The sequence below is a fragment of the Alphaproteobacteria bacterium genome, from assembly GCA_005883305.1.
Lineage (GTDB): Bacteria > Pseudomonadota > Alphaproteobacteria > Sphingomonadales > Sphingomonadaceae > Allosphingosinicella.
Genome location: VBAC01000001.1, coordinates 1,821,350 through 1,834,964, shown reverse-complemented (window position 1 = coordinate 1,834,964; position 13,615 = coordinate 1,821,350). Strand labels below are relative to the sequence as shown.

General features: G+C 70.0%; 13 protein-coding genes. 3 read left to right on the top strand and 10 right to left on the bottom strand.

The annotated features are described in order from the left end of the window. The first annotated feature begins 42 nt into the window (after positions 1-42). Genes E6G92_09185 through E6G92_09175 form a run of 3 tightly spaced genes read left to right on the top strand, consistent with a single transcriptional unit; the run spans position 43 to position 3,826 of the window. A complete protein-coding gene (locus E6G92_09185; GenBank protein ID TMJ19916.1) occupies positions 43-2,106 on the top strand; it encodes a malate synthase G in 2,064 nt (687 codons plus the stop codon). 8 nt (positions 2,107-2,114) lie between these two features. Next, positions 2,115-3,086, top strand: a complete 972-nt coding sequence (gene moaA / locus E6G92_09180) for a GTP 3',8-cyclase MoaA (protein TMJ20774.1) — start codon at positions 2,115-2,117, stop codon at positions 3,084-3,086. After that, entirely contained in the window at positions 3,086-3,826 is a 741-nt protein-coding gene (locus E6G92_09175; protein ID TMJ19915.1) for a sulfite exporter TauE/SafE family protein, read from the top strand. The genes moaA and E6G92_09175 overlap by 1 nt, the downstream gene beginning before the upstream one ends. On the opposite strand, the gene E6G92_09170 is transcribed toward E6G92_09175, so the two are convergent. Genes E6G92_09170 through E6G92_09125 form a run of 10 tightly spaced genes read right to left on the bottom strand, consistent with a single transcriptional unit; the run spans position 3,823 to position 13,614 of the window. After that, positions 3,823-4,974 carry a molybdopterin molybdotransferase MoeA gene (locus tag E6G92_09170; protein TMJ19914.1) on the bottom strand — a complete coding sequence of 384 codons (1,152 nt, stop codon included), beginning with the start codon at positions 4,972-4,974 and terminating at the stop codon, positions 3,823-3,825. The two genes, E6G92_09175 and E6G92_09170, sit on opposite strands and share 4 nt — an antisense overlap. Then, complete coding sequence (gene moaC, locus E6G92_09165) at positions 4,971-5,444, bottom strand: cyclic pyranopterin monophosphate synthase MoaC (protein TMJ19913.1); 474 nt, start codon at positions 5,442-5,444, stop codon at positions 4,971-4,973. The genes E6G92_09170 and moaC overlap by 4 nt, the downstream gene beginning before the upstream one ends. Next, positions 5,441-5,974 (bottom strand): molybdenum cofactor biosynthesis protein, encoded by a 534-nt coding sequence (locus E6G92_09160; GenBank protein TMJ19912.1) that lies wholly within the window; start codon positions 5,972-5,974, stop codon positions 5,441-5,443. Before E6G92_09160 ends, moaC begins: the two co-directional genes overlap by 4 nt. Further along, positions 5,974-6,435: a molybdenum cofactor biosynthesis protein MoaE gene (locus E6G92_09155; protein ID TMJ19911.1), complete on the bottom strand. Its 462-nt coding sequence runs from the start codon at positions 6,433-6,435 to the stop codon at positions 5,974-5,976. The genes E6G92_09160 and E6G92_09155 overlap by 1 nt, the downstream gene beginning before the upstream one ends. 1 nt (position 6,436) lies before the next feature. Then, entirely contained in the window at positions 6,437-6,661 is a 225-nt protein-coding gene (locus E6G92_09150) for a MoaD/ThiS family protein (protein TMJ19910.1), read from the bottom strand. Further along, the gene (guaD, locus tag E6G92_09145) at positions 6,658-7,944 is read right to left on the bottom strand and encodes a guanine deaminase (GenBank protein ID TMJ19909.1); all 1,287 of its coding nucleotides are present in this window, start codon (positions 7,942-7,944) and stop codon (positions 6,658-6,660) included. Before guaD ends, E6G92_09150 begins: the two co-directional genes overlap by 4 nt. After that, on the bottom strand, positions 7,941-8,870 hold the full coding sequence (xdhC, locus tag E6G92_09140) for a xanthine dehydrogenase accessory protein XdhC (GenBank protein TMJ19908.1): 930 nt from the start codon (positions 8,868-8,870) through the stop codon (positions 7,941-7,943). The genes guaD and xdhC overlap by 4 nt, the downstream gene beginning before the upstream one ends. Continuing rightward, positions 8,863-11,097, bottom strand: a complete 2,235-nt coding sequence (gene xdhB / locus E6G92_09135; GenBank protein ID TMJ19907.1) for a xanthine dehydrogenase molybdopterin binding subunit — start codon at positions 11,095-11,097, stop codon at positions 8,863-8,865. Before xdhB ends, xdhC begins: the two co-directional genes overlap by 8 nt. Continuing rightward, entirely contained in the window at positions 11,090-12,457 is a 1,368-nt protein-coding gene (xdhA, locus tag E6G92_09130; GenBank protein TMJ19906.1) for a xanthine dehydrogenase small subunit, read from the bottom strand. The genes xdhB and xdhA overlap by 8 nt, the downstream gene beginning before the upstream one ends. Beyond that, positions 12,454-13,614, bottom strand: a complete 1,161-nt coding sequence (locus tag E6G92_09125) for a urate hydroxylase PuuD (protein TMJ19905.1) — start codon at positions 13,612-13,614, stop codon at positions 12,454-12,456. The genes xdhA and E6G92_09125 overlap by 4 nt, the downstream gene beginning before the upstream one ends. Position 13,615: the final 1 nt, after the last annotated feature.

Here is a 13,615-nt window from a genome sequence, read left to right as displayed (position 1 = left end):
GCCGGTTGACGAAGGTCGGCGCCGCGCCGAAACAGCAAGGCGATGGCCGACAGGATCGAAAAGGCGGGGCTTCGGGTCGCCGCGACTTTGGCGCGCTTCCTCGAGGAGGAGGCGCTGCCGGGAACGGGAATCGAAGCGGACGCCTTCTGGCGCGGCGCGGCGGATATCTATGCCCGCTTCGCGCCGGAGAACCGCGCGCTGCTCGAGACTCGCGATGCGCTACAGGCGAGGATCGACTCCTGGCACGAAGCGCAGCCGGGGCAGCCGGACCCCGTCGCTTATCGGGAATTCCTGCGCGAGATCGGCTACCTCGCCGACGAGCCGGGCCCGTTCACGATCGACCCCGAAAATGTCGACGACGAAGTGGCGCGCCTCGCCGGCCCCCAATTGGTCGTCCCGGTGCTCAACGCGCGCTTCCTGCTCAACGCCGCCAACGCCCGCTGGGGGAGCCTTTACGATGCGCTCTACGGCACCGATGCCCTGCCGGGCACGCCCCGCGGGCCGGGATACGATCCGGAACGCGGCGCACAGGTGGTCGCCCGGGCGCGGGCCTTTCTCGACGAGACCCTGCCGCGATGGGAGGCTGCGGTCGAGGGCGGAGAGCATCCGGCGCTGATTGCGCGCGCACCGGGCGCGGTGCTGTTCCGCCACAACGGGCTCCATATCGAGATCGTCGTCGACCCCGCCCATCCGATCGGCCGGGACGATCCGCTCGGTATCGCCGACATATTGCTGGAAGCGGCGCTGACCACGATCGTCGATCTGGAAGACAGCATCGCGGCGGTGGACGCCGAGGACAAGGTGGCCGCCTATTGCAACTGGCTCGGACTGATGAAGGGCGATCTGGAGGCCAGATTCGACAAAGGCGGGACAACCATGGGCCGGTCGCTCGCTGGCGACCGGACTTATGGCGACTTGACCCTTCCGGGCCGCAGCCTCCTCTTCGTGCGCAACGTCGGGCATTTGATGACCACGCCGGCCATCCTGCTCGCCGACGGAAGCGAGGCGCCGGAGGGCATTCTCGACGCGATCGTGACCAGCCTGATCGGCGTTCACGACCTCAGAGGCCTCGGCCGCTTCCGCAACAGCCGCGCGGGTTCGATCTATATCGTGAAGCCCAAGATGCACGGGCCGGACGAAGCAGCCTTCGCCAATGCCTTGTTCGATGCGGTCGAGGACCTGCTCGGCCTCGCCCGCTACACGATCAAAGTCGGCCTGATGGACGAGGAGCGGCGCACCTCCGCCAACCTCGCCGCGTGCATTCACGCGCTGCGACACCGCATCGTCTTCATCAACACCGGCTTCCTCGACCGCACGGGCGACGAGATTCACACATCGATGCGCGCCGGGCCGATGATCCCCAAGGCGAAGATGAAGGGGAGCGCCTGGATCAAGGCCTATGAGGACCGCAACGTCCGCATCGGCCTTGCCGCCGGCTTTTCCGGCAAGGCGCAGATCGGCAAGGGGATGTGGGCGGCGCCGGACCTGATGGGCGACATGCTCGCGCAGAAGATCGCCCATCCCGAGGCCGGGGCGAGCACCGCGTGGGTGCCGAGCCCGACCGCGGCCACGCTCCACGCGCTTCATTACCACCAGGTCGACGTGTTCGAGCGCCAGCGCGCGCTTGCCGGGGAGGCGGTACCGCCGCTCGACGACTTGCTCAGCATCCCTTTGGCGATCGGACGCAACTGGTCTTCGGAGGAGATCAGCCGGGAGCTCGACAACAATGCCCAGGGAATCCTCGGCTATGTCGTGCGCTGGATCGATCAGGGCGTCGGCTGCTCCAAGGTGCCCGACATCCACGACGTCGGCCTGATGGAGGATCGCGCCACGCTCCGAATCTCCTCCCAGCACATGGCCAACTGGCTGCTGCACGGCGTGTGCACCGTCGAGGAGGTCGATGCCGCGCTGAGGCGGATGGCGGCGAAGGTCGATGCGCAGAATGCGGGCGATCCGCTCTACCGGCCGATGAGCGGCAACGAGGAAACCAGCCTCGCCTTCCAGGCGGCGCGCGCTTTGGTGTTCGAGGGCGTCGCCCAACCCAACGGCTATACCGAGCCGCTTTTGCACAGCTTCAGGCGCCGGCTGAAGGAGGGGACGGCGTGATGCCTGCCATGATCGATTCGTTCGGCCGCCGAATCAGCTACGTGCGCATGTCGGTCACCGACCGCTGCGATTTGCGCTGCCGCTACTGCATGGCCGAACGGATGCGCTTCCTGCCCAAGAGCGACATCCTCTCGCTGGAAGAGATCGCGGCGCTTGCCGACATCTTTATCGCCCGCGGAGTCACCCGGATCCGGCTGACCGGCGGCGAGCCGCTGGTGCGGCGGGGAATAATCGCGCTGGCGGAGATGCTCGGCGCGCGGATCGGGCGCGGGCTCGACGAGCTGACCATGACGACCAACGGGACGCGGCTCGCCGCTCATGCGCGGCAGCTCCGCGAGGCGGGAATCGAGCGCATCAACGTGAGCCTCGACAGCCGGCGCGCGGAGCGCTTCCGGCACATCACCCGGCATGGGGATTTGGACCAGGTGCTCGCCGGGATCGACGCCGCGGCGGCGGCGGGCCTCGCGATCAAGATCAACATGGTCGCGCTCAAGGGGCTCAACGAGGACGAGATCGGGGACATGCTCGTCTGGTGTGCGGGCCGCGGCTTCGACCTCACGCTGATCGAGACCATGCCGCTGGGCGCGGTGGAGGAGGACCGGACCGCTTATTATCTGCCGCTGAGCGAGGTCAGACAGCGGCTCGAAACGCGCTTCGGCCTGATTCCCTCGCTCCACCGCACCGGCGGGCCGGCGCGCTATTACGAAGTGGAGGGCATCCGGCTCGGGCTCATCACCCCGCTGACCGGCAATTTCTGCGCCGGCTGCAACCGCATCCGCGTCGCCGCCACGGGGACGGTCTATGGCTGCCTCGGCCAGGATCAGAAGGTGGAGCTGCGGGAGCTGCTTCGCGCGGGCGGGTCGGACGCGGTGAACGGCGCGCTCGACCGGCTGATCGCCGGCAAGCCCAAGGGACACGACTTCGCGATCAACGCGCCGCGGCCCGCCGTCCAGCGACACATGAGCGTCACCGGCGGCTGATGGACGGCGCGACCCTCGCCTGGATCGCCCTGTCGATGGCGGTCGCGGCGGCGCTCTATTCCTCGGTCGGGCATGGCGGCGCTTCGGCCTATCTCGCGATCATGGCTTTGTTCGCGATCGCGCCCGAGACGATGCGGCCGACCGCGCTCGCCCTCAATCTCGTCGTCGCGGGCTTCGGTGCGCTGCGCTACGGGCTCGAGGGGCAGACCAATTTGCGGCTGCTCCTGGCTTTCGCCGTCACCGCGACGCCGGCCGCGTTCATCGGCGGCGCCATTCACCTTCCGGGCGAATATTACCGGCCGCTCGTGGGTCTGCTGCTCTGGGCTGCCGCCGCGCGCCTGTTCTGGCAGCCGAAGACGCTGGCCTACCAGGAGGTCAGGACGCCCTCGCTCGCGATCGCCCTTCCCGCGGGCGCGGGCCTCGGCCTGCTCGCCGGGCTGACGGGGACCGGCGGCGGCATCTTCCTCTCGCCCCTGATCATCCTGTTCGGCTGGGAGACGCCCCGGCACACCTCGGGCGTGGCGGCGGGCTTCATCGTCCTCAACTCCGCCGCCGGGCTCGCCGGCAATCTCGCCGCGGTGCGCGGCCTGCCGGCGGAGCTGCCCTGGCTCGCCGGAGCGGTATTGGCTGGGGCCTTGATCGGCACCTGGCTGGGCGTCGAGCGGCTTCCGCGGGAGAGGTTGCTGCAGGCGCTCGCCCTGGTGCTCGCGGTCGCGGGCGCCAAGCTGCTCTTCGCCTAGAAATCCAGGATTTCGACCACCTCACCCTTCGCGGCCGCCGGAGCGCCAAGCCGCCGCCGGATCAGCAGGTCGGCGTCAGCCAGCATCTTCTGCGCGCCCGAATCCTGATTGCGGAGCGGACGCGCCGTCTCGCCGTCATAGCGTGCGCGGACGAAGGTTTCCCGATCGCCGCAGGGGCCGAGCCCTTCTGCCAGCGGCGCCGAGCGCCAGCGCAGCGCCTCGGCCGGCGCGCGCCCGGTGAGCCCTGCAAGCAATGGCGCGAGCAGCAGACGCGCGGTCACCATCGCGGACGTGGGATTGCCGGGCAGGCCGATGACCAGCCTGCCGCCGGCCCGGCCGAGCCAGGCCGGCTTGCCGGGCTTGATCGCGACCTTCGAGAAGATCAGGTCGAGCCCGTCGAACATCGCCCTGGCGAAGTCGCGCTCGCCGACCGAGGCGCCGCCGGTGACGACGAGGAGATCGGCCGGCTCGCCCGCGGCCCGGCGCATCTCGCCCGGATCGTCGCGGAGCCGCCGCCGAGCGCTCACTTCACCGCCCCAATCGGCGAGCAGCGCCGCGACGCCGGGCGAAACGCTGTCCGGCAGCCCGCCGCCCTCGCCCGGTTCCACCAGTTCGTCGCCGGTGGCGAGCAGCGCGACTAGGGGCCTGCGGAAGACCTCGACCTCGCCAATGTCCGCGGCCGCGACGACGACCAGGGCCCGCGCATCGAGGCGGCGGCCGGGCTCGAGCAGGAGATCGCGGGCCGCGAAGTCCGAGCCGCGGCGGCGGATGTGACGCGCCTCGCCCGCTGGCGCGGCGAAGCCGGCGAACTCACCCTCGCGGCTCACGTCCTCCTGGATCACGACCCGGCCGGCGCCGGGGGGCAGCGGAGCGCCGGTGAAAATGCGTACGCATTCGCCGGCGTGCATGGTTCCGGCAAAGCCGCGCCCGGGGAAAGACTCTCCCGCCACGCGCAGGCGCCCGGGAAGATCGGCTTCGCGCACTGCATAACCATCCATCGCCGAGACGTCGGCCGAAGGCGCATCGCGGCGCGCCCGCATGTGTCCGGCCAGAACCCGCCCGTGCGCCTCGTCCAGCGGCACAGTCTCGCGCCCCAGCGGGCGAGCGGCCTCGGCGATCAGGGCGACGGCCTCGTCGAACGAAATCACTTGCGCCAGTCGCCGGATCGGCCGCCGCTCTTGGCGGTTACCGCGATGCCGCCGATCTCCATCTCCCGGTCGATCGCCTTCAGCATGTCGAACAGGGTGAGGGCCGCGACCGAGACCGCGGTCAGCGCTTCCATCTCGACTCCGGTGGGGCCGGTCGTGCGCGCTTCGGCGTGAATGCGGAAGCCCGGCAGGCTTTCGTCCATGGCGACAGTCACCGCGACCTTGGTCAGCGGCAGCGGGTGGCAGAGCGGAATCAGCTCGGCGGTGCGCTTCGCGGCCATCACTCCGGCCAGCTCAGCCGTCTCGATCACCGAGCCCTTCGGCGCGGCGCCGGCACGGACCTCGGCGAGCGTCTCGGGCCGGCATCTTAGGTGGCCTTCCGCGGTCGCGACGCGGGCCGTCGCCGGCTTGTCCGAAACGTCGACCATCCGCGCTCGGCCGGACTCGTCGAGATGGCTGAGCCTAGTCACGCGAGCAGATGCCTGAGGCGCGGCACCTCGCCGGCGAGTGAGCAGGGGCGGTGGCGGCTGTCTATCAGCGGGCCGATCAGCGCCCAGCCATCGCGGCAGGCGCCGTTCGAGCCGGGCAGGCAGAAGACGAACGTGTCCCCGATCTGGCCGGCGAAGGCGCGCGATTGCATGGTCGAGACGCCGACCGTGGCGAGGCTCGCCTGGTGGAAGGCGACGGAAAAGCCGTCCATCTCGCGTCGGAACAGGGGCCGCACAGCCTCGGGCGTCACGTCGCGCGGAGCGAAGCCGGTGCCGCCGGTGGTCAGCACCAGGTCGACGCCCGGACCGTCCGCCCAGGCCTGAACCTGGCTGCGGATCGCAACGATATCGTCGGCGACCATGGCGCGGCCTGCAAGCGCGTGCCCGGCGGCCTCGAGACGCTCGACCAGCAGGCGACCGGACGTGTCCGTCTCCTCGTCCCGCGTATCGGAGATCGTCAGCACCGCGATGCGCAGCGGATGGAAAGCGAGGCTCTCGTCGATCCCGGCCATCAGGCGCTCCAGCGGGCGCGGGCCGCGCGGTCGGCCTCGGTGGGCTCGATCCATCGAGGGCCGCCGGCGCCCTCCTCGCGCTTCCAGAAGGCCGCGTCGGTCTTCAGCCGGTCCATCAGATAGTCTGCCGCCTCGAACGCGGCGCGGCGGTGCCGCGCGGCGGCTGCTGCGAAGACGATCGCCTCGCCCGGGCCGATCCGGCCGCAGCGGTGGACGACGCTCACCGCGCTCACCTCGAAGCGCTCCAGAGCGTCGCGGGCGATGCCTTCCAGCGAGGCTTCGGTCATTCCGGGATAGGAATCGAGAAACAGGCCGGTCACCGCCTGCCCCTCGGCGCCGGCCGGGCGCGCCAGGCCGGTGAAGCTGACCACCGCGCCGTCACCCTCCAGGCCGGCGATGAAGCGGGCCAGCTCCTCCTCGGGGCGGAGCGGGTTTTCGGTGAGGCGAGTGTCGATGCGCATCTCAGCCCCCCGACAGAGGCGGAACGAAGGCGACTTCGTGATGCGGCAGCACCCGGGCGCTGTCGGCGACGATCACCCGGTCGATGCAGGCGCGCACCCCCGGGCTGGACACCGCGCCGGCAAGACGGCCCCGAAGCTCGGCGACGGTGCAGCCGGTCTCGGGAACGTCCAGCTCCAGCTCGCGCCCGAGGCTGTCCGCGAGGCGGCCGAAGAAGAGGATTTTCATCGCGCCTCCCTCCCATAAGCGCGGCGGCCGCGCAAATAGGTGGCGGCGACGGCGCGGTCGTCGCCCAGCACCTGAAGCGCGAACAGCCGGTCGTGGAGCGAGGCGCCCGCGCAGCGGCGGGCGAGCAGAGGCGTGCAGCGTTCGTCCAGAACGACGAAATCGGCCTCCTGGCCCGGAAGCAGCGCGCCGACGCGGGTCGCGATGCCCATCACCCGTGCGCCGCCCGCGGTGGCGAGATGGAGCGCGCGGAAGGGATCGAGGCTCGCGCCCCTCAGTTGGCAGGTCCGGTAGGCCTCGCCGAGCGTGTGAAGGATGGAAAGCGTCGTTCCCGCGCCGATATCCGTGCCGATGCCGATGCGGACGCCGTGGCGGTCGGCCTGATCGAGGTCGAACAGGCCGGAGCCGAGGAACATGTTGCTCGTCGGGCAGAAGGCGATGCCGGCGCCCGCCTCGGCCATGCGCGACAGCGCCCTCTCGCTCATGTGGACGCAATGGGCGAAGACCGAGCGCGGGCCGACCAGGCCGAAGCGGTCGTAGACGTCGAGATAATCGGCGGCGTCGGGGAAGCGTTCGGCGACGTGCGCGATCTCCCCCTGATTCTCGGAAAGATGCGTGTGCATCAGCACGTCGGGATGTGTGGCGACCAGCGCGCCGGCGTCGGCGAGCTGTCCCTCGCTGGACGTGGGAACGAAGCGTGGGGTGACCGCATAGCCGAGCCGCCCGCGCCCGCGCCACCGGGCGATCAGCGCCTCGGTGTCGGCGCGGCCCGAGGCCACGCTGTCGCGAAGCCCCTCCGGCCCCAGGTCCATCAGCACCTTGCCCGAGACGATCCGCATGTCGCGCGCCAGCGCGGCCTCGAACAGGGCATCGACCGAGCCGGCATGGACGGTGGCGAAGACGAGCGCGCTGGTGGTGCCGTGGCGAAGCAACTCGTCGAGGAAGAAGGCCGCGACGGAATCCGCGTGCGCGCGGTCAGCGAACCCCTTCTCGGCCGGAAAGATATGGCGCTCGAGCCACTGCATCAGCTGCTCGCCGTGCGAGGCGATGCATTCGATCTGCGGATAATGGACGTGCGCGTCGACGAAGCCGGGGACGACCAGGCCTTCCAGCCGCTCGGCGGGCACGCTGGCGAAGGTCCCGGCAAGTTCGGCATGAGGCCCGCAGGCGAGGACGAAGCCTTCCTCGACCACCAGCAGACCGTCCTCGAAATGGCGAACCGCCTCGGCCCCGGCGGTCGCAGGATCCTCGGGAACGCTCAATATCTCGCCGCGAAAGGCTTTCATTCGGCGTCTCTCAGCATGAGCAGTTGGGCGAGGACGGCAATCGCGATCACCTCCGGCTCCCGCCCGCTTATGCCCGGCAGCCCGATCGGACAGGTGAGGCGTGCGGTATCGACGCCGTCGACCGCGAGGCGCGAAAGGAAACGGGCGCGCTTGGTCTTCGAGCCGATCAGGCCGACGAAGCGCGCGCGGCCGGCGAGCGCCGCCGCGGTGAGGCGGTAGTCGAGGCCGTGATCGTGGGTGAGGATGACGATCGCCGCATCCTCCCCCGCCGCGGCAGCCTGGGCGGTCATCTCCTCTTCGCCGGCGAGGACCACGCCTGCGGTCTGCGCCATTTCGGGCCGGCTGTCATACCAGGCGAGAGCGAGCGGCAGGCCGGCGGCGCGGGCGCCGATGGCTCGGCCGACGTGGCCGGCGCCGAAGAGGAAGACGGGAAGGGTCTCGGTCTCGGCGATTTCCACGAAACGGGCGCCGGCCGCAGGGAGCGGACCTCTGGCACTTACTGTTCCCCGGCGAAGGCCGGGGTCCAGGACTTCGTCCTGGCCTGGGCCCCGGCCTTCGCCGGGGAACAGGGTGCGCTCGAGGCGATCCGACAGAATGACCTCGAACGGGCCGTCGCCATTGGGCACGCTCTCCAGCCGCTCGACCAGCAGCCGAACCCTCCCGCCGCAGCATTGGCCGAGCAGCGGCCCGAGCGGATAATCCTGCACCCGCCAGCTGCCCGGCGGATGCGCAAGGATCGCCCGTGCCTGCTCGGTCGCCTGATATTCGAGCTTGCCGCCGCCAATCGAGCCCTTCAGGCCCTTCTCCGTCACCACCATCCGCGCCCCCGGCCCGCGCGGCGCGGAGCCCTCGACGGCGAGGATGGTGACCAGCGCCGCGGGGCCTTCGCGCAGCGCCTGGCGGGCGTGTGCGGTCCAATCACCCATCGCGTGCTCGGAGCTCGCCTATCGCGGCGAGGATGCGTTCGGGCGTGGCCGGCGCGTCGAGCTTCGGCAGCCCCTTGCCGGGCGCGGCGGCGGCCACCGCTTGCGTCAAAGCCGAGAAGACCGAGATGGCCAGCATCAAGGGCGGTTCGCCGACCGCCTTGGAGCGTTGGATCGTCTCCTCGACATTCTCGCCGCGCTCGAAGATGCGGATGTCCATATGCGACGGGCGGTCTCCGGCGGTCGGGATCTTGTAGGTCGAGGGGGCGTGGGTGAGCAGCCGGCCGCGATCGTCGAACACCAGCTCCTCAATGGTCAGCCAGCCCATGCCCTGGATGAAGCCGCCTTCGATCTGGCCCAGGTCGATCGCCGGGTTGAGCGAGCGGCCGACGTCGTGGAGGATGTCGACCGCGACCACGCGGTGCTCACCGGTGAGCGTGTCGATCACCACCTCGCTGAGCGCAGCGCCGTAAGCGAAATAGAGGAACGGGCGCCCGCGGTGCGTGGCGCGGTCGTAGTGGATCTTGGGCGTCACGTAATAGCCGCTCGCCGCGAGCGAAATGCGGGCGAGATGGGCGCGGCGGCAAAGCTCGGGGAAGGTCCAGTTCGCGGAGTCCGGGTCGGTGGCGGCGAAGGCGTCGAGGCGCGCCTTGATCGTCTCGGCCGCGTTCTTCGCCGCCATGCCGTTGAGGTCCGAGCCCGAGGAGGCCGCCGTTGCCGACGTGTTCGGGACCTTGTCGGTTCGCGTCGCGCTGACCTTCACGGCGTCGATCGGCACGCCGAACACGTCCGCCACCACCTGGGCGACCTTGATCATCAACCCCTGCCCCATCTCGGTTCCACCATGGTTGAGGTGGATCGAGCCGTCGGCATAGACCAGGACCAGAGCGCCGGCCTGGTTGAGATGGGTGGTGGTGAAGCTGATCCCGAACTTGACCGGGGTGAGGGCAAGGCCCTTCTTGAGGATTCGATGCCGGGCATTGAACGCCGCGACCGCCTCGCGCCGCGCTTCATAGCCGGCGCTCTCCGCCAACTCGGCCATGATGTCGGGGACGACATTGTCCTCGACCGTCATGTGATAGGGCGTGACGTCGCGGCCGGGGCCGTAGAGATTGGCCCGGCGGACGGCGAGCGGATCGAGGCCGAGATGCGCCGCGATGGCGTCCATCACCCGCTCGATCGCCATCATCCCCTGCGGTCCGCCGAAGCCCCGGAAGGCGGTGTTCGAGACGGTGTGGGTCTTGAAGCGGCGGGAGACGATCTCGACCGCGGGCAGGTAATAGCAATTGTCGGCGTGGAACATCGCCCGGTCGTTGATCGCCAGGCTGAGGTCGACGGTGGCGCCGCAACGCGAGGCGAGGTCGATGCGGATGCCCTCGATCCGGCCCTCGCCGTCGAAGCCGACGTCGTAGTCGGCGAGGAAATCGTGGCGCTTGCCGGTCATCGCCATGTCGTCGTCGCGGTCGGCGCGGATCTTGGCCGGCCGGCCGGTCTTGGCGGCGACGAGGGCGCAGGCAGCGGCGTAGGCGGCGGCCTGGGTCTCCTTGCCGCCGAACGCGCCGCCCATCCGGCGGACCTCGACCGTCACGTCCGCGCTGCGGAGGCCGAGCAGCGCCGCGATCAGGTGCTGGACCTCGCTCGGATGCTGGGTCGAGCTGACGACATGGAGCTGCCCGGCCTCGCCCGGCGTCGCCAGCGCGGCTTGGCCTTCGAGGTAGAAATGCTCCTGCCCGCCCATCTCGACGCGGCCCTGGAGGCGGTGCGGCGCCGATACGAGCGCTTCCCCGGCGTCCCCGCGGACCATTCTCTGCGGCGGCTCGAACTCCTCCCGCGCCTCCGCGATCGTGACCTGGGCGGGGAGCGGCTCGGCCTGGACCTTCGCCAGTCTTGCCGCGGCGCGGGCGGCCCGATTGCTCTCCGCCGCGACGACGAACAAGGGCTGGCCCGGATAGAGGATCTCCCCTTCCGCGAAGAGCTTGTCGTCGTGAAACACCGGACCGACATTGTTCTCGCCCGGAATGTCGGCGGCGGTGAAGACCGCGACCACGCCCGGCGCGGCGCGGACTTCGGCGAGGTCGAGCCCGGCGAGCCTTGCGTGGCCGTCGGCCGCGAGGCCGAAGGCGAGATGCAGCGTTCCGGGCGCCTCGGGCAGATCGTCGACATAGCGCGCGCCGCCGGAGACATGGCCCTCGGCGCTGTCGTGGCGAAGCGGGCGGGCGACCTCAGGCATCGGCGAGGCTTTCGGGCTCGAGCCACAGGCCGCGAAGCAGGTTGGCGGCGGCGGCGAGGCGATATTCGGCCGAGCCGCGAAGGTCGCTGAGCGGCCGGTAATCCTGCGCCAGCGCTCCCGCCGCGGCTTCGATGGTCTCCTCGGACCAGGGCCTTCCGGCCAGCGCCGCCTCGCAGGCCGGAGCGCGCGCGGGGATCCCGGCCATGCCGCCGAAGGCGATCCGCGCCTCGACGATCCCGCCATTCTCAACCCTGATGGCGAAGGCGCCGCACAAGGCGGAGATGTCGCTGTCGAAGCGCTTCGAGAGCTTGCGGACGAGAATGCGGGTGGAAGGCGCGGGGCGGGGAATGCGGACGCTCTCGACGAACTCGCCCGGCGCGCGGTCCTGCTTGCCGTAGGCGAGGAAGAATTTCTCGAGCGGCATGGTTCGGCGCTCGTCGCCCCGGCGCAGCACGAGCTCGGCGCCGAGCGCGATCAGCGCCGGGGGCATGTCGCCGATCGGGGAGCCGTTGGCGATATTGCCGCCGATCGTGCCCGCGTTGCGGACCTGGAGGCCGCCGATCCGGCGGACCAGCTCGCCGAGGTCTGGGTGGAGGCGGGCGAGCGCGTCCTTCGCCTCGGAATAGCGGACCCCCGCGCCGAGCCTGAGACCCTCGGGGCTCTCCTCGATGATCCTCAAATCGGCGATGTCGCCGATGAAGACGACGCGACCGAGATCCCGCAGGCCCTTGGTCACCCACAGGCCGACATCGGTCGCCCCTGCGACGATGCGGGTCTCCGGATGCGCGACGAGGAGGTCGGCAAGCTCGTCGGCGCTGGCCGGATGGCCGAAAGCGGGGGCGAGCGCGCGGAGCAGGGCGGCGACGTCTCCGTCGTCGGCGAGCCCCGGGGGGTTCGCCTCGCCCGCCTCCAGGATAGGGCCGTAGCCGGTGCAGCGGCAGAGATTGCCGGCGATGACGTCCTTGACTGGAGTCCCTTCGGTGCCGAGCGCGCCAATGCTCCGCCCATAAAGCGACATGACGAAGCCCGGGGTGCAGAAGCCGCATTGCGAGCCGTGGCCGTCGGCCATCGCCCGCTGAACGGGGTGAAGCGCGCCGCCTTGCGACAGGCTCTCGACCGTCTTCAGCGCCTTGCCGTCGATCATCGGCAGGAAGAGGATGCAGGCGTTGAGGGCGCGCCAGCGGACCGCGCCGCCGTCGAGCTCCCCGACCAGCACGGTGCAGGCCCCGCAATCGCCCTCCGCGCAGCCTTCCTTGGTGCCGGTGCGGCGCAGCGTGTAGCGCAGATAGTCGAGGACGGTGACGGTCGGATCGGTCTCTTCGACCTCGATCACCGCGCCGTCGAGGAGGAAGCGGATCATCGCGGGGTCCCCGCGGCGATCCACGCGCCAAGCCGCTGCCGCTCGGCGGGAGTCATGTGGGTGGGATTGCCCAAGGGCATCACCTGCGTATCGACCGCCATCGCCTTGATCCGCGCCGAGGCCGCGCGAACATGCTCGTAGCTGTCGAGCGCCACGCCGCGCGGCGGGTTCGGGACGTTGTGGCACGATGCGCAGTGGGTGGCGAGGACCGGCTGGATCTCGGCGAAAGTGCCGGCCGGGCCGGTGGCGGGCGTGAGGGCGCTCTTCTCCCAGGTGACGTAAGTCACGCTGGCGAGCGCAAGAACCGCGGCCACGGCGATCGCCGCCGGCGTCGGCCTTCCCCGACCGCGCAGGTTGAAGACGTGGCGGATCGCAACTCCGGTGAGGCCGAGCAGGGCGAGGACGAGCCACGGCCTCTGGGCGCCATAGGTCATCGGATAGTGATTGCTGATCATGATGAACAAGACCGGCAGGGTCATATAATTGTTGTGCAGCGAGCGCTGCTTGGCGGCCGCCCCAAGCGCCGGATCGGGCGTGCGGCCGGCGACCAGGTCGGCGACGACCTTCTTCTGGTTCGGGATGATGATGAAGAAGACGTTGGCGACCATCACCGAGCCGACGATCGCCCCGACGTGCAGATAGGCCGCGCGGGAATTGAACAGGCTGTCGAGCAGCGAGGCCGCGAACAGCAGGCAGACGAACCAGACGAGGCCGAGCGCAAGATTGTTCGATCCCACCGGCGATCGGCACAGGGCGTCATAGACCAGCCAGCCGAGCGCCAGCGAAGCGAGGCCGATGCCGATGCCCAAAGCCGGGCTCAGCGCCGCCTTGGCCGGATCTACGAGGAAGCTCTGCGCGCCGACATAATAGATCAGGACGAGCAGCGAGAAGCCGCTGATCCAGGTGAAATAGGCCTCCCATTTGAACCAGTGCAATTCGTCCGGCATCGCCGTCGGCGCCACCTGGTATTTCTGGTTGTGGTAGAAGCCGCCGCCATGCACCGACCAGAGCTCGCCCGAGGCCTCGCCGGCGGTCGGCTTCTTCAGGTGATTGTCGAGCCAGACGAAATAGAAGGACGAGCCGATCCAGGCGATCCCGGTGACCAGGTGAAGCCACCTGAGCGCCAGGTTCAGCCATTCGGACCAGTCGATCGCCATC